The 19,148-nt window shown below is 66.2% G+C and carries 18 protein-coding genes; 1 reads left to right on the top strand and 17 read right to left on the bottom strand.

What is annotated here, in order from left to right; translation table 11 throughout:
• Positions 1-52: 52 nt before the first annotated feature.
• The 10 genes from LWC34_RS20860 to LWC34_RS20815 all read right to left on the bottom strand — a co-directional run bounded on the left by LWC34_RS20860 (position 53) and on the right by LWC34_RS20815 (position 8,908).
• The gene (locus LWC34_RS20860) at positions 53-694 is read right to left on the bottom strand and encodes a TrmH family RNA methyltransferase (RefSeq protein ID WP_233726846.1); all 642 of its coding nucleotides are present in this window, start codon (positions 692-694) and stop codon (positions 53-55) included.
• The gene (locus tag LWC34_RS20855) at positions 691-1,062 is read right to left on the bottom strand and encodes a DUF2784 domain-containing protein (RefSeq protein WP_233726845.1); all 372 of its coding nucleotides are present in this window, start codon (positions 1,060-1,062) and stop codon (positions 691-693) included. The genes LWC34_RS20860 and LWC34_RS20855 overlap by 4 nt, the downstream gene beginning before the upstream one ends.
• A 269-nt stretch (positions 1,063-1,331) precedes the next feature.
• Positions 1,332-1,883, bottom strand: coding sequence for an orotate phosphoribosyltransferase (gene pyrE, locus LWC34_RS20850; protein ID WP_233726844.1), 552 nt, complete (start codon positions 1,881-1,883; stop codon positions 1,332-1,334).
• A 95-nt stretch (positions 1,884-1,978) separates the two neighbouring features.
• Positions 1,979-2,782 carry an LURP-one-related family protein gene (locus LWC34_RS20845; RefSeq protein WP_233726843.1) on the bottom strand — a complete coding sequence of 268 codons (804 nt, stop codon included), beginning with the start codon at positions 2,780-2,782 and terminating at the stop codon, positions 1,979-1,981.
• 13 nt (positions 2,783-2,795) lie between these two features.
• Positions 2,796-3,560, bottom strand: a complete 765-nt coding sequence (locus LWC34_RS20840; protein ID WP_233726842.1) for an SDR family NAD(P)-dependent oxidoreductase — start codon at positions 3,558-3,560, stop codon at positions 2,796-2,798.
• Positions 3,561-3,569: 9 nt separating this feature from the next.
• Positions 3,570-4,265 (bottom strand): TtfA family protein, encoded by a 696-nt coding sequence (locus LWC34_RS20835; RefSeq protein ID WP_233726841.1) that lies wholly within the window; start codon positions 4,263-4,265, stop codon positions 3,570-3,572.
• Positions 4,266-4,349: 84 nt separating this feature from the next.
• Positions 4,350-6,935 (bottom strand): ATP-dependent chaperone ClpB, encoded by a 2,586-nt coding sequence (gene clpB / locus LWC34_RS20830; RefSeq protein WP_233726840.1) that lies wholly within the window; start codon positions 6,933-6,935, stop codon positions 4,350-4,352.
• Between the two features lie 243 nt (positions 6,936-7,178).
• Positions 7,179-7,625, bottom strand: coding sequence for a MarR family winged helix-turn-helix transcriptional regulator (locus LWC34_RS20825; protein WP_233726839.1), 447 nt, complete (start codon positions 7,623-7,625; stop codon positions 7,179-7,181).
• Positions 7,626-7,679: 54 nt separating this feature from the next.
• Complete coding sequence (locus LWC34_RS20820) at positions 7,680-8,138, bottom strand: MarR family winged helix-turn-helix transcriptional regulator (RefSeq protein ID WP_233726838.1); 459 nt, start codon at positions 8,136-8,138, stop codon at positions 7,680-7,682.
• The gene (locus LWC34_RS20815) at positions 8,135-8,908 is read right to left on the bottom strand and encodes a pyridoxamine 5'-phosphate oxidase family protein (protein WP_233726837.1); all 774 of its coding nucleotides are present in this window, start codon (positions 8,906-8,908) and stop codon (positions 8,135-8,137) included. Before LWC34_RS20815 ends, LWC34_RS20820 begins: the two co-directional genes overlap by 4 nt.
• 232 nt (positions 8,909-9,140) lie before the next feature.
• Between LWC34_RS20815 and LWC34_RS20810 the strand changes: the two genes are divergently transcribed.
• The gene (locus LWC34_RS20810; protein ID WP_233726836.1) at positions 9,141-10,343 is read left to right on the top strand and encodes a globin domain-containing protein; all 1,203 of its coding nucleotides are present in this window, start codon (positions 9,141-9,143) and stop codon (positions 10,341-10,343) included.
• A 277-nt stretch (positions 10,344-10,620) separates the two neighbouring features.
• Here LWC34_RS20810 and LWC34_RS20805 read toward each other — a convergent pair whose 3' ends face one another.
• The 7 genes from LWC34_RS20805 to LWC34_RS20775 all read right to left on the bottom strand — a co-directional run bounded on the left by LWC34_RS20805 (position 10,621) and on the right by LWC34_RS20775 (position 19,129).
• Positions 10,621-11,073: a heat shock protein transcriptional repressor HspR gene (locus tag LWC34_RS20805; protein ID WP_284051633.1), complete on the bottom strand. Its 453-nt coding sequence runs from the start codon at positions 11,071-11,073 to the stop codon at positions 10,621-10,623.
• Positions 11,070-12,245, bottom strand: a complete 1,176-nt coding sequence (gene dnaJ, locus LWC34_RS20800) for a molecular chaperone DnaJ (protein WP_233726835.1) — start codon at positions 12,243-12,245, stop codon at positions 11,070-11,072. The genes LWC34_RS20805 and dnaJ overlap by 4 nt, the downstream gene beginning before the upstream one ends.
• Positions 12,246-12,269: 24 nt before the next feature.
• On the bottom strand, positions 12,270-12,974 hold the full coding sequence (gene grpE, locus LWC34_RS20795) for a nucleotide exchange factor GrpE (protein ID WP_233726834.1): 705 nt from the start codon (positions 12,972-12,974) through the stop codon (positions 12,270-12,272).
• Positions 12,971-14,818: a molecular chaperone DnaK gene (dnaK, locus tag LWC34_RS20790; protein WP_233726833.1), complete on the bottom strand. Its 1,848-nt coding sequence runs from the start codon at positions 14,816-14,818 to the stop codon at positions 12,971-12,973. The genes grpE and dnaK overlap by 4 nt, the downstream gene beginning before the upstream one ends.
• 157 nt (positions 14,819-14,975) lie before the next feature.
• The gene (locus tag LWC34_RS20785; RefSeq protein WP_233726832.1) at positions 14,976-15,812 is read right to left on the bottom strand and encodes a DUF4097 family beta strand repeat-containing protein; all 837 of its coding nucleotides are present in this window, start codon (positions 15,810-15,812) and stop codon (positions 14,976-14,978) included.
• A gap of 246 nt (positions 15,813-16,058) precedes the next feature.
• The gene (locus tag LWC34_RS20780) at positions 16,059-18,407 is read right to left on the bottom strand and encodes a glycoside hydrolase family 65 protein (protein WP_233726831.1); all 2,349 of its coding nucleotides are present in this window, start codon (positions 18,405-18,407) and stop codon (positions 16,059-16,061) included.
• Positions 18,407-19,129 carry an HAD family hydrolase gene (locus LWC34_RS20775; protein ID WP_233726830.1) on the bottom strand — a complete coding sequence of 241 codons (723 nt, stop codon included), beginning with the start codon at positions 19,127-19,129 and terminating at the stop codon, positions 18,407-18,409. The genes LWC34_RS20780 and LWC34_RS20775 overlap by 1 nt, the downstream gene beginning before the upstream one ends.
• Positions 19,130-19,148: the final 19 nt, after the last annotated feature.

Raw genomic sequence — 19,148 nt, 5'->3', positions numbered from 1 at the left:
TCCCGAGATACCCCTCAGCGTGGTACGTGCCCCACTTGGGGTAATTAATCAGTCACCAGGCGGATCCCAGGTCCGCGTGGTCACGGATCCATGAGTGCATCACCACGCCAGCGGCCACGCCGGCGTTGATGGACCGCGTCGAACCGAACTGGGCGATTGACACCGTCATGGTTGCCGCGTCCCGAGCTTGTTCGGTGAGGCCAGGGCCTTCTTGACCGAAAAGAAGGACACAGTGCCTCGGAAGCTTGACCGTCTCGATGCGCTGCGCACCCGGCGTGTTGTCCACAGCGACGAGTGCCAGATCCTCGGCTTTCGCGAACTCGGCCAAGGAACCCACGTCCGGGTGATGCAGGACGTGTTGGTATCGGTCAGTGACCATCGCACCCCGGCGGTTCCACCGCCGACGGCCAACGATGTGCACGGCCTTGGCCAGAAACGCGTTCGCGGTGCGAACGACCGTCCCGATGTTGTGATCATGCTGCAAGTTCTCAATCGCAACATGGAAATCGTGGCGCCTGGTGTCCAGGTCCGCGATGACGGCCTCGCGGCGCCAGTAGCGGTACGCGTCGACCACGTTGCGCTTGTCGCCCTCAGCCAGCAACTCAGGGTCGTACTTGGGGTCGTCCGGCAACGGCCCGTCCCACGGGCCTACACCCACCGGGTCGCCGAACACCCACTCCGTCGGCCCGGTCACGCGGGCACGCCGGCCCGGCTGTTGCGCCACCGAACGTAGGCACCGACGTAAGAAATCACGAGAACCACCACAGCTAGCACTGCCACCACCGGCAACAGGCTACGCGGGATCAAATCGTCGTAGATGTAGTACTCGTTGAAACCGCCCGGCAGCGACCCGAGGCCCTGCTGGTGGCGGAAGTAGTCCTCGAGCGCGGTCAGCGGGCATGGCAGCCCGGGAATGACGTTCACCGCGACACCCCACGCGGCGAAGAAGACATGGATGAAGATGGATTTCGGCCACTGCCAGGCCAGAAACCCGCCCAACCCGATGTAGAGCAGTGCTGCGAAGTGCAGCACAACAGTCACATCGGCCAAGAACGAAGCCAATCGACTCACCGCCCCTGCCAAGTCGCTGTTTCCAGTCTGGCCTTGCAGGAGTCTCTGAGGCAAATGTCTTCGCAGGTGGCGGGGGCTGCCGGTGACAGCCCCCGTACCTGGTTACACGATTGGGGGAGCGCAGGAACTGGCTGGCGGCCCCGTTCGTTGCCGAGTTTGGAAGGCGCGCGGGGGCCGCAGCGCGGGGTCGCAGCCCCAGGGTCACAGCGCGACGGTGCACCGCTCTACATGGTGCACCGCTCTACATCGGTTGTGCGGGGCTACAGCCCGAGGTCGCCCAGCCCGAGCAGATGCCGATAGGGCAGGCCCGCTCCCTCGATCGCCTCCTTCGCCCCGGTGGCCCGGTCGACGACGGTGACAACGCCGATGACCTCCGCACCGGCCTCACGCAGGGCCTCCACGGCGGTCAGGACGCTGCCGCCGGTGGTCGAGGTGTCCTCGACCGCGAGCACGCGCTGGCCCGCGACCTCGATCCCCTCGATCCGCCGCTGCATCCCGTGTTCCTTGGTGGCCTTGCGGACGACGAACGCGTCAAGCACGTCTCCCTGCGCCGCGGCGGCGTGCATCATCGCGCACGCCACCGGGTCGGCACCGAGGGTCAGACCGCCGGCGGCGACGTAGTCCCAGTCGGCGGTGAGCTGGCGGAGGAGCTTGCCGATCAGGGGTGCGGCCGCGTGGTGCAGGGTCGCCCGGCGCAGGTCGACGTAGTAGTCGGCCTGCTTGCCGGACGAGAGCGTCACACGACCACGGACAACAGCCAGTTCGGAGATGAGCCTGGCGAGTTCGGACTTGGCGTTCTGGTCAACGAGCACAAGGTCTCACCCTAAGACACGATCGCCCGTTCGCCGCGGCGACGTTCGCCACTATCCCTGACAGTCCACTATAGACACTGGGTTTCGCTTGCGGCTCAGCCGAAACCGCGGTCGTCCTGTTTGAGCGCGGTATCGATCGCGAGCCCAGCGGCGACAACGAGGCTCGCCAGCGGGTTCTGCAGCTGCCGGTGGATCTGCACGACGTAGTTGTCGGCCGTGGTGAACATCGTCTTGGCGAAGCCCTCCCAGGTCTTCGTGATCCGCGCGATCTCCTGGCCGGTGTGGTCGTGCACCATGAAGTTCCACGCGCGCCAGTTCTCCGCGCGAATCCCGCCGATCTGCTGACCGTTGACCACGAACGCGAAGTTGATCTTGCCGACCATGTTCTCCTGCACGATCTCGCCGATCGGCTGGCCGTTCGGATACTCGACGATGATCCGCGACTTGAAGACCTTGCGCGGCCTGGTCAGCACCAGCACCGGCTGGCCAGTGAGGTCACGCACTTCCAGCCGGTGCGTCATGAACTGGTCGACACTGGCGAAGAACCGGACGGCCTTCTTCAGCGCGCTCTGGCCGACCTGCACGACCGTGCCAAGCTGTCTGCCGTGCTGATCGAAGACCGTGTACTCGTTGGCCATCTCGATCAGCTTGACCTTCTGGTTCACCACGAGAACCGGCTCGGTGAACAACGTCCCGCCACCGCCGCGCATCTGCGTGACGCCCGCCTGCTGCTGGACCTGCCGCTGCACCCGTGACGGGTCAGCCTGCCCGCCCAGTTCGAGCTCGAACGCGCTGGCGTCCGTCTTCTGCTGGACGTGATTGGTCCACTGTGTACCGTCCCACCACCGCAGCACCTGGGAACCAGGCTGCTCGGGGTACCAGCCAGGCGGTTGGCTCATCTTCGTTGTCCTTTCATGTACGGCCCCGGCCGAGACCGGCCTCAAGCTTGCGCAGCACGCCGTGCGGCAGCAACCGGGTCACGCCGACCAACACCTTGTACTGCCAGCCCGGAATCGACCGGATCCGCCCGCGCGCGAGGTCAGCCAGGCACTCGTCGACGACCTGTGTCGCGGAAAGCCACATGAAGTTCGGAAGAGTCTGCTTCTCGTCACCGGCGCGATCGTGAAACTCGGTCCGGGTGAAACCAGGGATGAGGGCCATCACCCGCACACCGGTGCCCTTCAAGCCCATCCCGATACCTTCGGAAAACGACGTCACATAGGACTTCGTCGCGCCATACGTCGGGCCAGTGGCGGGGAAGAAGCCCGCGATGCTGGAGACGTTGACGACCGCGCCATGCCCGCGTTCGAGCATGCCCGGGATCGCGGCCCTGGTCAGCCGGAGCACGCTGGTGACGTTGACGTCCAACTGGCCTTGCATCCACTTGATGGACACATCCTCGAACCGGCCCCGGGTACCGAACCCGGCGTTGTTGACCAACAGGTCGACGGGTTCGGCCAACCGTTCCTCGACAGCGAGCCTGCCGGTTTCCTCGGAAAGGTCGGCAGCCAGCACCTCGGCCTGCACGCCGTACTTCGCCTTGATCTCCGCGGCCACCTCGTGCAGCCGCGATTCGGTACGGGCCACGAGCACGACGTCGTAGCCGTCCTTGGCGAGCCGATGGACGAACGCGTTGCCGATCCCGGCGGTGGCGCCGGTGACTAGAGCAGTTGGCATGCGGCCAAGTTACTGGCCGTGGCGTCCCGGCGGGAGCTGTGCGGTGCCATCAGTTGAAGGTTGTTCATCGTCCTCGAACGGGTCGACCACATCCGCGACCTCGCCAAGGCTCCGCAGCAGCCGCTCAAGCCGCGACGGATTGGCGTTGACCGGCGCCGCGGCGAGAACCCACCCGTCCTCAACCCACGCGACCATCACATCCGGCCCGACTTCCTCGGACGCGTCAACCAGATCCGGCGTGATCAGCGCCCGCGCCTTGGCCAGATCCGATACGAACGCATACCGCTGGCCAACTGGACCGAGCAGCTCAGGCATGTGCTCCTGCTCGAACGGAACACTGGGGAGCCACAGCTCCACCACGACCTCGTGCTTGCGGCGGCACTGCACGGCCGCGATCACCGCGCTGACGCGGCCACCATTGTCGAGGTCGAAAATGTAGACCCGGCGCCTGCCATCAGCGGTGAAGGTCGACCCGGCCACCACGTCACGGGCGATCCCGCCGCCGTAGTACGCCAGCGCGCCGCCTTCCCACTGAGTCGGAAGGACGTTGTCTGTCTCGGTGAACTGCCAACCCCGTAACGCGGCCCATCGACGGCGTTCACGGTTACGCGAAGTGCGAACGGCACGGTCTCGAGCGAGCAGGGCAGCGCCGCCGAGAGCCGCGAGTGCGGCCACGGCGAACCAGATCCACGCGGGGAGGCCCACCGTTCAGAGACTAGCGGACATCGTCCGTAAGGATCATCTGAGCCAAGGGCGTGTCCACCGGTGGACACGCCCTGCCGGATCCGGTCAGGCTGCCTTTGAGACCACCAGGCCTGATGAATCGTCGGTGATGTCCACGTTCACCCGGTTTCCGTCGGTTATCTCGCCGGACAGCAGCTTCTTTGCCAGTTGGTCGCCGATCGCCGAGGAGACCAGGCGGCGCAATGGGCGGGCGCCGTAGACCGGGTCGAAGCCGTTGAGGGCCAACCAGTCACGGGCCGCTGCCGTCACTTCCAGGGTCAGCCTGCGCTGGGACAGCCTGCGGGACAGCCGGTCGATCTGGATGTCCACGATCGCGGTGAGCTCTTCGGTCGCCAGCTGGTGGAACACCACGACATCGTCGAGCCGGTTGAGGAACTCCGGCTTGAAGTGCCGCTGCACCACCGCCAGCACCGCGTCCTTGCGCTGCTGCTCGTTCAGCGACACGTCCGCAATCGCTTGCGAGCCCAGGTTGGAGGTCAACACCAGGATCGTGTTGCGGAAGTCGACCGTGCGGCCTTGGCCGTCGGTCAGCCTGCCGTCGTCGAGCACCTGCAGGAGCACGTCGAACACGTCCGGGTGGGCCTTCTCGACCTCGTCGAGCAGCACGACGCTGTACGGCCGGCGCCGGACGGACTCGGTCAGCTGGCCGCCCTGGTCGTAGCCGACGTATCCGGGCGGGGCGCCGACGAGCCGGGCCACCGAGTGCTTCTCGGCGTACTCGCTCATGTCGATGCGGATCATCGCCCGCTCGTCGTCGAACAGGAACTCCGCCAGTGCCTTGGCCAGCTCAGTCTTGCCGACACCGGTCGGGCCGAGGAACAGGAACGAGCCTGTCGGCCGGTCCGGGTCGGCGACACCGGCACGCGACCGACGCACCGCGTCGGACACCACGCGCACGGCTTCGGCTTGGCCGACGACTCGCCTGCCGAGCGCGTCCTCCATCCGCAGCAGCTTCGCGGTTTCGCCTTCGAGCATCCGGCCTGCCGGGATGCCGGTCCACGCGGACACGACTTCGGCGACGTCGTCCGGGCCGACCTCTTCCTTCAGCATCACGGACGCGACCTTGGTCGACTCGGTCGCCGCCTCGAGTTCCTTCTCCAGCGCGGGAATCCGGCCGTAGCGCAGCTCAGCGGCCCTGCCGAGGTCGCCGTCGCGCTCGGCGCGCTCCGACTCACCGCGCAGGTGCTCTAGCTGTTCCTTGAGGTCACGGGTCTTCTCGATCGAGCCCTTCTCGTTCTGCCACCTGGCGGTCAACGCGGACAAGGCTTCGCGCTTCTCGGCCAGTTCGGCGCGCAACGCGGTCAGGCGCTGCTTGGACGCTGGGTCCTCTTCCTTGGCCAGCGCCATTTCCTCGATTTCGAGGCGCCGGACGGCCCGCTCGACCTCGTCGATCTCGACCGGCCGTGAGTCGATCTCCATCCGCAGCCGGGACGCGGCCTCGTCGACCAGATCGATCGCCTTGTCCGGCAGGAACCGGGCGGTGATGTAGCGGTCAGAGAGCGTGGCGGCCGAAACCAGGGCGGCGTCGGTGATCCGGACACCGTGGTGCACCTCGTAGCGCTCCTTGAGGCCACGCAGGATGCCGATGGTGTCCTCGACCGACGGCTCGCCGACGAGCACTTGCTGGAACCGGCGCTCCAGCGCGGGGTCCTTCTCGATGTGCTCGCGGTACTCGTCCAAGGTGGTCGCGCCGACCATGCGCAGCTCGCCGCGGGCCAGCATCGGCTTGATCATGTTGCCCGCGTCCATCGCGCTTTCGCCGGTCGCACCGGCGCCGACGATCGTGTGCAGCTCGTCGATGAACGTGACCACCTGGCCGGCGGAGTCGGTGATTTCCTTCAGCACGGCCTTGAGGCGTTCCTCGAACTCACCGCGGAACTTCGCGCCCGCCACCATCGAACCGAGGTCAAGGGCGACAACTCGCTTGCCACGCAAGGATTCCGGCACGTCGCCGGCGATGATCCGCTGGGCGAGGCCTTCGACGATGGCGGTCTTGCCGACACCGGGCTCGCCGATCAGCACGGGGTTGTTCTTGGTACGCCGGGAAAGCACCTGCACAACGCGGCGGATCTCGGCGTCGCGGCCGATCACCGGGTCGAGCTCGCCCTTGCGCGCGCGGTCGGTGAGGTCGACGCCGTACTTCTCCAGCGCCTGATAGGTGCCCTCGGGGTCCGGGCTGGTCACGCGGGCGGAGCCGCGGACCTTGGTGAACGCGTCCTTGAGGGCTTCGGGGGTGGCGCCGTGCCTGCGCAGCAGCTCACCGACCGGGCCGCGCTCGTAGGCCAGGCCGTACAGAACGTGCTCGGTGGAGACGTATTCGTCGCCCATCTCGGTCGCCAGCTTCTGCGCCTGGCTGAGCGAACGGGCCGCCTGGCCGTTCAGGTTCGGCGTCGACACAGTCGCGCCGGTCGCCGACGGCAGACTGGCGACGATCTTCTCAAGTTCCTTGCCGACAACCCCAGGATCCGCCCCGACCGCGGTCAGCAGCGGCGCCGTGATCCCGTCGCCCTGCGCCAGCAGCGCCGCGAGCAGATGCGCCGGCGAGACGTCCGGGTTCCCGGCGACGGTGGCCGCCTGAACCGCGGCGGAGACCGCCTGCTGGGTCTTCGTGGTCGGGTTGAATGCGTCCATCCCTCACCTCAGTACGCGTGTTGATGCTCTGACCCCAGCTTCCCCGAGAAGCTGTCGTAATGCTCAACGTCAGAAAAGTTGAGTCTGTTCCGCTCAACCCAGTTTCACTCACATGTACCAACGGGGTTGTCCACACGAAGTGCCCAGTTATCCACAAACCGCAGGTCGCTATCCACAGGCCATAGGTGATCACCGCGTGATCAAGCGGCCGTCTGGGTGTAACCGGTTCGACCTGGGTGACCCTCAGCTCGACAGGTGTGCGCGAAAGGCGGAGTTCATCCGGGCGAGGTGCTCTGTGGCGGACGCGACGTCTTCGGCGTCCCAGTCACTCAGGGCGTCAGCCATGGTGTCCGCCTGACGCTGGCGCCATTGTTCGAGGACCTTCTCACCCTCTGGCGTCAGGCTCAGCAGAGCGGCGCGCCGGTCCTCTGGCGCCCGGCGGCGCTCGATCAGGCCGAGTTTCTCCAGCTGAGCGGCCTGCCTGCTGACCACGGACGCGTCGACAAACCGCTGCTCAGCGAGGTCGGAAACGCGGGCTTCGCCACGGTAGGCCAGTTCGGCGAGCAGTTTGCCCGCGCCCGGCTGCACCCGCGATTCCTCCCAGCTGCGCATGGTGGTGGCGTGCTGGAGCTCCATCAACGACCGGACCTGCCGGATCAAGCCGATGTAGTCCTCGGAAGTTGGCTTCATCGCCGGGCCTCCACCATTGGTTGCCTAACGCAACTATACCGGAGGTGCCGTGCGCTACAGGTCCTGATTGAGCTTGCCGAGCAGGTCGGAAAAGGTCGTGATCTCGTCGGTCGGCCAGCGGTCGAGGATCGCGTGCAGCCTCGCGCGGCGGTCGTTTCGAACCGTGGCAAGACGCTCGGTGCCTCCGTCGGTGAGCTGGACCAGTCGTGCCCGGCCATCATGCGGATCGGCGACCCGCTCGACCAGCTCCAGCTCCTCGAGCCTGGCGATTTGGCGACTTATCGTCGATTTGTCCAGACCGGTGCGCTCGACCACGTCGGCCGCGCGCACCGGCCCGATGTCACCGAGGTGCAGCAGCATCGCGTAGCAGGCCGCGTCCAGCTCCGGATGGACCCGCGCGGCCAGGCTCAACGAGATGCTGCGGGCCCGTCCGATCAGCACGGACAGCTCGCGCTCCAGCGCACGGGTCGCGGACTCCCGTTCGCCTGCGGGTTGATCTTGCGTGCTGTTCACTGCGAGGAAGTCTGCACCACCTGCTGCCACGGCTTCGGCGTGGCCTTCGCTCCGAAGTAGTCGCCGCCCTTGCGCCTGGCGTCGTCGGTGCCCCAGTCCCTGCTCCGCTCGACCGGCTGCAGGTGCGGGATGTGTTTGCGGCAGTGGATGTAGGCCTCCTCCACCTCGACGACGACCCAGCGCTCGGGGGTGCGGCCGCGGTCGAAGTCGGTGGGGATGTCCGGGTACCGCGCGCGCATGTCGGCGTCCTCGACCACGCTGGCCCGGCCGTTGATGTGCAGCCCGATCAAGTCACGGACGAAGTCCACCATCAGGATGGCAAGGTGCGGGTTCTCACTGACGTTGCCGAGACTGGCGTGCACGCCGTTGCCCCGGTACTCCGGGTAGGCGATGTGCTTCGCGCCGAGTACCTGCAGGAAACCGGGTGGTCCGGCGCGAAACGACGAGTCGCACTCGCCCTTCGCGTCCGCGCTGGCGATGAACGCCATCTCCATCCGCCCGACGAACTCGATCATGTCGTCGTTGAGGTGGTCGAGCATCTGGTTGTCGTAGAACTTCTTGGCACGCTCGCGACTGCCGTACGCGCACTGGAGGAGATGCTCACCACGCGAACCCGGCAAGTGATCAGACTCATGATCAGCGAGCGGATCGGCGACTTCGGTGGTCACGACCGCCAGATTGGGTCGTGGCCGGGGTGGGGGCTCCGCCAGTTCGAGGTCGAGCAGGTGCGCCTCGGCGGTGCCGGTGGGGGGCGGGGTTGCGGAAGGCACGCGGGTAACAGTTTCATATCAAGAGGCGAGCGCCCAGCCCGCCCATCGGTTGTCCACCAGAAGAGGGAACACGCAGAACTTTCCGTCACTCACAAGTACACGAAGGTGGCATCAAGGCGGACATCTCACGAGAATCGGGTTACTGTCCAACCCTGTCGGGGGATGGATGCATGAGAAGACCGTGACGCCCATCAAGACGTCTGAGCCAGAGGTTGGAGTCCGTGCCCCGACCATGACCGCAAACGCCGTAGTGAGCCCCATACCCCAGACACCCAGGTCCGCCAGTCCCGCGGCGACGCGCTCGGCGGACGCCGCCTCCGGCGCGGCCGCGATGGTGCGGCTGATCCGGGAGAGCTTCGCCGTTGTCGAGCCCAAGGCCGACGAAGTCGCGAAGTTCTTCTACGGGATGTTGTTCAGCCTGTCGCCGAACGCGCGCGAGATGTTCCCGGCCAACATGGAGGTGCAGCGCTCGCGCCTGTTGCGCGCGCTCGTACACATCGTCCAGCTGGTCGACCGGCCCGACGACCTCAACCCGTTCCTCCGCCAACTCGGCCGCGACCACCGGAAGTTCGGTGTGATCAGCGCCCACTACGAGGCGGTCGGTACGGCGTTGATCGCGGCCGTGAAGAAGTTCTCCGGCAAGTCCTGGACCGACGAGATCGAACGAGCCTGGGCAGAGGCTTACACGATCATGGCCCGTGCGATGCTCGACGCGTCGAACGCCGAGGACGGCCCTGCGTGGTGGCCCGCGACCGTCGTCGCCCACCACCGCATCGGCTACGAGCTGGCCGTGGTGACCGTCCAGACCGACTACCCCTTGCCTTACCAACCAGGGCAGTACGTAAGCGTGGAAACCCCGCACCGCCCGCGGCTGTGGCGCTACCTCTCTCCCGCGAACGCGCCCCGGGAAGACGGAACCATCGACTTCCACATCCGGACGGTCGACGGCGGCTGGGTCAGCCGGGCGATCGTCGGACACACCCAGATCGGCGAGACCTGGCGGGTCGGACCGCCGCTTGGCCGGATGAGCGTGGACCGCGAGAACACCCGAGACTTAGTCATGGTCGCCGGCGGGACAGGTCTCGCTCCCATGCGGGCGATCATCGACGAGCTCAGCCAGTGGGGCGAGAACCCGCGCGTGCACCTGTTTTACGGTGGGCGCGTCATGTCGGATCTGTACGACCTGCAAAGCCTGCAGCAGTTGGCGGCCACGAATCCGTGGCTGACGGTCGTGCCGGTGCTCGAGTCCGAACCGGATTCCACTGGGGTGGAACACGGCACGCTGGCGGATGTGGTCACTCGGTATGGCGCTTGGGCCGACCGTGACGTGCTGGTCAGCGGCTCGCCCGGAATGATCAGGTCGACGGTGTCGCGGATGCTGGTCGCGGGTACGCCGCTGGACCACATCACGTACGACCCGTTCACCCTGGACTGAGCAGCGCTAGCGGGAATCTGCCCGGCCAGCTCGCCGCCGCGGACGCCTGGCCGCGGTGGTTCCGGGTCACGAATTGACCGGAGCTGCCCGATTCATCCGCTGGCAGGCTGCTCGATGCCCGGACACGCCACCAGCCTTGACCTTCGGGGGTCGAAGTCAAGGCTGGAAATGATCCCGATCCGTACACCCTCGACTAGACCAATCCCTGCCTGATACCCGGCAGTGAGGGGAACTTTCGGGGCGTTGGATGCCGCGAAGGTGACCTTCACGGCAAAAATCAGGTGCGGCGGGGGTGGGGTTTCCAGACCACTAGTGCTGTTTTGGGCTTGTGGACCGGGACCAGCTCGTGCCGGTAGGACGCGTGCACTGCCGCGGCTGCCTGCTCGGCCGCTGTGTAGGCCGCGGCCAGTTCGTGGGTGAGTTCCTCCACGCGCGCCTGCAGTGCGGTCACTTGGTTTTCCAAGTGGATGATTCGCTTGATGCCCGCGAGGTTCACGCCTTCCTCTTGGGACAGGCGTTGAACCTCGCGCAGGACCGCGATGTCTCGCATGGAGTACCTGCGGCCGCCGCCTGAGGTCCGGCCGGGTGAGACCAGGCCTAGGCGGTCGTAGCTGCGCAGGGTTTGCGCGTGCAGGCCGGACAGCTGCGCGGCCACCGAGATCACGAAGATCGGGGTGTCCTCGTCGGCGTTCGCCGGGAAGGGGACACCGCTGGGAAACGAGGGCATCATGGTGATTCGCTCCTCTGCTTCAGCATCGCCGTCAACTCCGGCCTCGGGTCGTGGTCCGAAGTTGCCTTCGCGTACTCCTCCATCGCGGTCTTTGCCTCGTCAGAGAGTTTGCTCGGCACCGCTACCTGCACGGTCACCAGCAAGTCGCCCGCGGCACCGTCGCGTTTGACGACACCCTTGCCACGGACCCGGAACACCCTGCCATTCGCTGTACCCGGGGCGACGCGCAACGACACCTTGCCGTCCAAAGTGGGCACGGTCAGCGTTGTACCGAGCGCCAGTTCTTGGAATGTCACAGGCACGGTGATTGTCACGTCGTTGCCTGAGCGGCCGAACACCGCGTGCGGGGTGACGTGCACACGCACGTACAGGTCTCCTGCGTGCCCGCCGTTTTGGCCGGGTTCGCCTTGTTCGGCCAGTCTTATCTTCTGGTCGTCTTCCACGCCTGGCGGAATACGCACAGTCAACGTGCGGCTCTTCGTGCTTACGCCGTCGCCGCCGCATTCCGGGCATGGGTCGTCAACGATCCGACCTGTGCCACGGCAGTCGCGGCATGGCTCGCTGAAGGCGAAAGCGCCTTGGCTGCGGGTGATCAGGCCTGCGCCGTTACACGTCGGACACGTGCGGGGGTGGGTGCCTGGGCGGGCGCCGTTTCCTCCGCATGTCCCACATGTGGATGGGCTGGACAGTCGCAAAGGGACAGTCGCACCGCGGATCGCTTCGAGGAAGTCGATCCGGATCTCGGTGTCCACGTCCGCTCCGCGCTGCGGTCTGCCCGCGGCGGATCCTTGGCCGCGCCTGCCGAACAGGCCGCCGAGAATGTCGCCGAGGCCGCTGAAACTTCCGCTCGCGCCTTGCTGGTTCGCGCCGCCGAAGATGTCGCTGACGTCGAAACCGCCGCCGGCTCCACCACTTCCGAAGCCACGAAGCCCGCCGCCGAACAACCGGCGGGCTTCGTCGTACTGCTTGCGCTTCTCGGGGTCACCGATCACGCCGTACGCCTCGGACACGGCCTTGAACCGGGTCTCGGCCTCGGTGTTGCCCGGGTTGGCGTCCGGGTGCAACTCCCTGGCCAGCTTGCGGTAGGCCTTCTTGATGTCCGCGTCCGTCGCGCTGGACGAGACGCCCAGCTCACGGTAGAAGTCCTTGTCGATCCAGTCCCTAGCGCTCACCGGACGTCCCCTCCCTTCTGCTTCTTAGTTACGGTCCGCCGAACCATCTGGCTGTCCCTCGGACGGTTCGGCCCATTCCTGTGCCGGGGCACCGGGCTCGTGGTCGGTCACGGCCACCAGCGCGGGGCGCAGCGTCTTCTCGCCGATCCGGTAGCCACGGCGCAATACCGCGGTCACGGTCGGGCCTTGCACGTCCGGAGACGTGTCGTGCTGCACGGCCTCATGCACGGACGGGTCGAACGGCTCGTTCTCATGGCCGAACGGCTCCAGCCCGACGCGCTGCAGGGTCGCGGTCAACTTGTCCGCCACTGCCTTGAACGCTCCGGTCAGGTCGCCGTGCACGGCCGCGCGCTCGAGGTCGTCGAGGACCGCGAGCAGCTCGTTCACCACCGACGCCTTGGCGTTGACGACCACGCTCTCGCGGTCGCGGTCCACCCGCTTGCGGTAGTTGGCGAACTCGGCCTGCAGTCGCTGCAGGTCCTTGGTGCGCTCATCCAGTTCGGTCTTCAGCGAAAGCTCCTCGCTGATGATCTCCGGGACGATCTCCGCCTCGACCTCGTCGGCCGAGGCGTGCCTGCCGCCCTCGGGGGCGCCCGCCTCGTCGACGGGCACCTCCTCGGTCACAGTCTTGACCTGACCTGTCTCCGGATCGATCCGGCGCCGGTCGCGCACCACCACTCGAGGCTCCTCAACGGAGTTGCTGTTGTCGTGCGGTCCCTGGTCAGTCACTTCTTCTCGTCCTCGTCGACGATCTCGGCGTCAACAACGTCGTCCTTCGGCGGGGTCGCACCGGCACCGCCGGCCTGGCCGCCCTCGCCACCCGCCGCGTTGGCGGACGCGTACATCGCCGCGCCCATCGCCTGCGACTCCTGCGACAGCTTCTCGACCGCGGCCTTGATCTTGGCCGTGTCCTCGCCCTTGAGCGCCTCGTTGGCCTCGAGGATCGCCGCGTTGACCTTGTCCTTGGCGTCGGCCGGGACCTTGTCCTCGTTGTCCTTCAAGAACTTCTCGGTCTGGTACACCAGCGTCTCGGCCTGGTTGCGGGTCTCGGCCTCCTCGCGGCGGCGCTTGTCCTCCTCCGCGTGCGCCTCGGCGTCCTTGACCATCCGGTCGATGTCGTCCTTGGGCAGCGCCGAGCCACCCGTGATCGTCATCGACTGTTCCTTGCCGGTGCCGAGGTCCTTCGCGGAGACGTGCACGATGCCGTTCGCGTCGATGTCGAAGGTGACCTCGATCTGCGGCACGCCACGCGGAGCCGGGGGCAGACCGGTCAGGTCGAACGTGCCCAGCTTCTTGTTGTGCACGGCGAACTCGCGCTCACCCTGGAAGACCTGGATGCCAACCGTGGTCTGGTTGTCGTCCGCGGTCGAGAAGATCTCCGAACGCTTGGTCGGGATCGTGGTGTTGCGCTCGATCAGCTTGGTGAACACGCCACCCTTGGTCTCGATGCCCAGCGACAGCGGGGTCACGTCCAGCAGCAGGACGTCCTTGACCTCACCCTTGAGCACACCGGCCTGCAGCGCGGCACCAACGGCCACGACCTCGTCCGGGTTGACGCCCTTGTTGGGCTCCTTGCCGCCGGTCAGCTCCTTGACCAGGTCGGTGACCGCGGGCATCCGAGTGGAGCCACCAACGAGCACGATGTGGTCGATGTCGCCGAGGTTGATGCCGGCGTCCTTGATCACGTTGTGGAACGGCGCCCTGGTGCGGTCGAGCAGGTCGGAGGTGATCCGCTGGAACTCCGCGCGGGTCAGCGTCTCGTCGAGGAACAGCGGGTTCTTGTCCGCGTCGACGGTGATGTACGGCAGGTTGATGTTGGCGCTCGTCGAGCTGGACAGCTCGATCTTCGCCTTCTCAGCGGCCTCACGGATCCGCTGCAGCGCCATCTTGTCCTTGGTCAGGTCGATGCCGCTGGACTGCTTGAACTTGTCAACCAGCCAGTCGACGATGCGCTGGTCCCAGTCGTCACCACCGAGGTGGTTGTCACCGCTGGTCGCGCGGACCTCGACGACACCGTCGCCGATCTCGAGCAAGGAGACGTCGAAGGTACCGCCACCGAGGTCGAAGACCAGGATGGTCTGCTCCTTCTCGCCCTTGTCCAAGCCGTAGGCCAAGGCGGCCGCGGTCGGCTCGTTGACGATCCGCAGCACGTTCAGGCCAGCGATCTGGCCGGCTTCCTTGGTGGCCTGTCGCTGCGCGTCCTCGAAGTAGGCAGGGACGGTGATCACGGCGTCGGTGATCTGCTCACCGAGGTAGGACTCCGCGTCCCGCTTGAGCTTCTGCAGCACACGCGCGCTGATCTCCTGCGCGGTGTAGGTCTTGCCGTCGATCTCCTCGGTCTTCCAGTTGCTGCCGACGTGCCGCTTGACTGAGCGGATCGTGCGGTCAACGTTGGTGACCGCCTGGTTCTTCGCCGGCTGGCCGACGAGCACCTCGCCGTTCTTGGCGAAGGCGACGATGGACGGGGTCGTCCGCGAACCCTCGGAGTTGGCGATGACCGTCGGCTCACCGCCTTCGAGAACGGCGACGACGGAGTTGGTCGTCCCCAGGTCGATGCCGACCGCTCGCGCCATGGAATCCTCCCGGTAAGTGTTTTTCTTCGCCTTGAGCGTGTGTGGCTCAAGTCTGCTACCGAGAGTCTACGCCGGTCAAAATCAGACTTGAGCGGAGTCCGCTCAACCTTCCTGATAGGCTAACGAGCGGGGTGCGGGGTTTGTTCCCGCGGGTCTTCTAGCCGCGGTAGTCGACCTGGATGTTGCCGCTTGAGGCCTCCAGGTCGAGCAGGTACGGCGCCTCCTGGCTGGTGTCGACGTTGACCGTCTTCTCCCCGCTTGAGGTGACGACGTTCGTCTTGTACGCCTGGCCGCGGGGCACGGTGACCGTGATCCCGCCACTGCGCGCCGACACCTTCACATTCTGCGCCGTGGCCATGTCGACCCGGACATCGCCCGACCCGCTCTCCACGGATGCCTTGCCGCTGATGGCGCTGGCAGTGACCTCACCTGAGCGCGACAGCGCGGTGACGTCCCCCTTGACGTCGGTCATCCGGATGTCGCCGGAACCGACCTCGACCACAGCCGACTTCTGCAGATTGGTCAGCTGGATCTCGCCCGATCCTGCCGTCGCGGTGACCGGCCCGGAGATGTCCCTGACTCGGACATCGCCGGAACCGGTCCGCACCCCCACCTCGGACATGCCCGTGATGTCGATCTCACCCGACCCGAGCTGCCCCATGATCTTGGCCGCGGCAGGCAACGTGACCTCGTAGTCGACCGAGCAGTTGCGCTGCGGACAGTCATCGAGAACCAGCGTGTCCCCCTCGACACGATGGGTCTGACCAGGCTTGTCGTTCTGCCGGTAGTGCACCGTGCGGCGCACCGACGCAGTCGACCCGGTCCGGACGATCACGTTCCCCGAGCCGGTGTTGAGCCGGACCGTCCCGACCTGCTGCGTGAGGTCCGTCGAGTCGGTGAAGTTGGACGACGTCAGCTGGAATCCGTCACACCCGGACAGCACCAGCATCCCCACGCCGATCGCGCATACCCCCGACACCACACGACGAGACATGTCCATCTCCTGCTCCCCATCGGATCCCACTGGCCACAACGTGACGAGACGACCTCAAGGTATTGAGACGACCGGGTAGCGGCATCGGGGAGGACCCCGAGCCGACCCGGGTCGCGAACCCTGAGTGGACCGTCAGCAAGGAAATTACGCGTCAGGGGTGGCCGACGCGCTGGAGTTGGCTGGCATTCCGACCTTGGTGCTAGCCCTACCCCCGTTCGCGTCGGTCGAAAGTGCTACCGGGTCGACTTATCGGGGTCGACGCCGGACCGGGGCGCGGCCGTGTGGCTGGTGTGGTGCCGGGTTTCCGGGTAGGTCGGGGATCGGCAGGATCACCGGTTCGGTACCAAGGGTGAACTGGTCGCCGTGGTGGCACAGCTCCAGTGGTTCGCCAGAGTGCAGCCGGTATGCCACGCGGTCAGGGCGGATCTCCACACCGATCTTGCTGCCGCGGAAGGTCATCCGGAAGGTGATCTTGGTCAGTTCCGGTGGCAGGCGTGGCGCGAACGAGAGTTTGCCGTGGTGGTCACGCATTCCGCCGAACCCGGCGACCGTGGCGATCCACGCGCCCGCGAGGGAGGCGATGTGGAGTCCGTTTTGGACGTTGTCGTGCAGGTCATGCAGGTCCGTCAACGCGGCTTCGGCGAAGTAGTCGTAGGCCAGTTCCATATGGCCGACTTCCGCAGCCATCACGGCCTGTGTGCACGCCGACAATGACGAGTCGCGAACGGTCAATGCCTCGTAGTACGCGAAGTTTCGGGCTTTCTGCTCGGGGGTGAACTCGTCACCGCAGACGTGCAGAGCAAGCACTAGGTCGGCTTGCTTGACGACTTGCTTGCGGTACAGGTCGAAGTACGGGTAGTTCAGCAGCAGTGGGTACTTCTCGACCGGCGTGTTGTGGAAGTCCCAGCGAGCATGATCGGTGAAGCACTCGGACTGCGGGTGAACCATGAGGTCCTTGTCGTACAAGACAACCATGTCGTCGGCGGCATCGCGCCAACGGGAGGCTTCCTCGGTGTCGACGCCCAATTCGTGCGCCAGAGAGGGATTGTCTTCGGCAAGGGCGGCCGCGGCGCGCAAATTACGCCGTGCCATCAGGTTTGTGTAGACGTTGTTGTCCACGACGGCTGTGTACTCGTCGGGGCCCGTGACACCGTCGATACGGAATCGGCCATGGGTGTCGTGATGGCCGATGCTCATCCAGAGCCGGGCGGTCTCGACGAGCAGTTCCACCGCGCATTCGGACTCGAACGGCTTGTCCTGGGTCGCGTACAGGTACCGCATCACGGCGTCCGCGATGTCGGCGTTGATGTGGAACGCCGCCGTGCCCGCGGGCCAGTAGCCGGAGCATTCTTCGCCGTTGATCGAGCGCCACGGGAACGCGGCGCCGTCCTGGCACAACGTTTTCGCCCTGGCGCGCGCTTTGTCCAAGGTGGAGTAACGCCAGCGCAGCGCGTCGCGGGCGGCGTCCGGGATGGTGTACGTCAGCACCGGCAACACGAAGGATTCCGTGTCCCAGAAGGCATGCCCGTCGTACCCTGGGCCGGTCAGGCCCTTCGCCGGAATCGCCCTGGTCTCACCGCGGGCTCCGGCCTGCAGGACGTGGAACAACGCGAACCGGACCGCCTGCTGCAGCTCAGCGTCGCCTTCGACCTCGATGTCGGCCGTGTCCCAGAACTCGTCCAAAAAGGACCTCTGCTCGGCGAGCAGGCCGTCCCAGCCGGTTTGCAGCGCGCCCACCAGTGCCGCGTCGACCTGGGCCCGCAGCGCGGCCGATGACCTCTGGCTGGACCAGCCGTACGCCAGGTATTTGGTGAGCGACAGCTTGCTTCCCTTGGGGATGTCAGCCGCGACGGTCAGCCTGGCGAGATCGTGCTCGGCCCGGATTTCCGTGCGGATGTTGTCGTGGTCGAGGTGCAGTTCGTGGTCCATCGCCGCGGCCATCCGCAACCCGGAAGCCTTCGTGTGATGGGCAAGCACCGCCCGGTAGCCCCTGGCCGAGGCGTGGTCGCTGACCAGCGGTTTGTCCAACGCGGCCGCGACCCTCGGGTCTTCGGTGCGAGACGCGACGGGCTCGTTGGCCAGCAGGTCGGACTGGATCACCAGCTGGATCTTGTCGTCCAGAGGTTCCACGGTGTAGTGGATCGCGGCGATCGCGCGCTGGGTGAAGGACACCAGGCGCTCGGAGGTGATCCGGACCCGGCGGCCGGTCGGCGACTCCCATTCAGTGCATCGCCGCAGCGTGCCGGACCGGAAGTCCAGGACCCGCGTGTGGTCAAGGGCCCGGCCGTAGCGCATGTCGAGCGGTTCGTCCTCGACCAGCAGCCGGATGATCTTGCCGTCGGTCACGTTGACGACCGTCTGGCCGTCCTCCGGAAAACCATAGCCAGCCTCGGCATACGGTAACCTGCGCTGTTCGTAGAAGCCGTTGAGGTACGTGCCCGGCAGGCCGCGCGGCTCGCCTTCCTCAAGCGTGCCACGCAGTCCGATGTGGCCGTTGGCGAGGGCGAACGTGGATTCCGTGCGGCGCAACTCTTCCAGATCAAGACCACACCAGCGCAACTGCCACGGCGAGATCTCGTAACTCGGCTTGTCCATCAGGCCTCCAGCAGTTGGGCAAGATCCGTCACGACGACGTCGGCGCCGTGCGCGCGCAAGGCATCCGCCTGGTTCGCGCGATCGACTCCGACAACAAACCCAAACTTCCCATCTCGCCCAGCTTGTACACCTGACAACGCGTCTTCGAAGACTGCGGTCTCCTCCGGCAGGACGCCCAAAGCCTTGGCACCAGCCAGAAACGAGTCCGGCGCCGGTTTGCCGCGCAGCCCCTGTGAGGTGATCGTCACCCCGTCCACCCTGGCAAGCACGTATTTGCTCAGATGCGCCGCGTCCAAAACGGCGGCGCCGTTGGCCGACGACGTCACCACGCCGATCTTGAACCCGGCGGACCGGGCGGCTTCGACGTAGCGCCTCGATCCGGGATACGGCCGCACGCCCTCGGTGTCGATGATCGACAGCAACAGCTCGTTCTTCCGGTTGCCGACCCCGTTGATCGTCTCTGCGCTCGGCGGGTCGTCCGAACCGCCCTCGGGCAGTTGAATGCCGCGCGACGCGAGGAACGTGCGTACCCCGTCGGCGCGCGGCCTGCCATCGACGTAGTCCAGATAGTCCTGTTCGGTAAAGGGTGTCTGACCTTCCCGACCGGCGAGGAAATCGTCGAACGTCCGTTTCCATGCCTGCTTGTGCAGCTCGGCGGTGCCGGTGAGCACTCCGTCGAGATCGAACAGCAGGGCCTTGATCGAATCCGGCAGTCCCATCACAGGAACGAAACTACCGGTC

Origin of the sequence: Kibdelosporangium philippinense (genome assembly GCF_021390435.2) — a bacterium.
Classification (GTDB): domain Bacteria; phylum Actinomycetota; class Actinomycetes; order Mycobacteriales; family Pseudonocardiaceae; genus Kibdelosporangium; species Kibdelosporangium philippinense.
The sequence above is the reverse complement of the archived record's forward strand: the minus strand, read 5'-3'. Positions and strand labels throughout refer to the sequence as shown.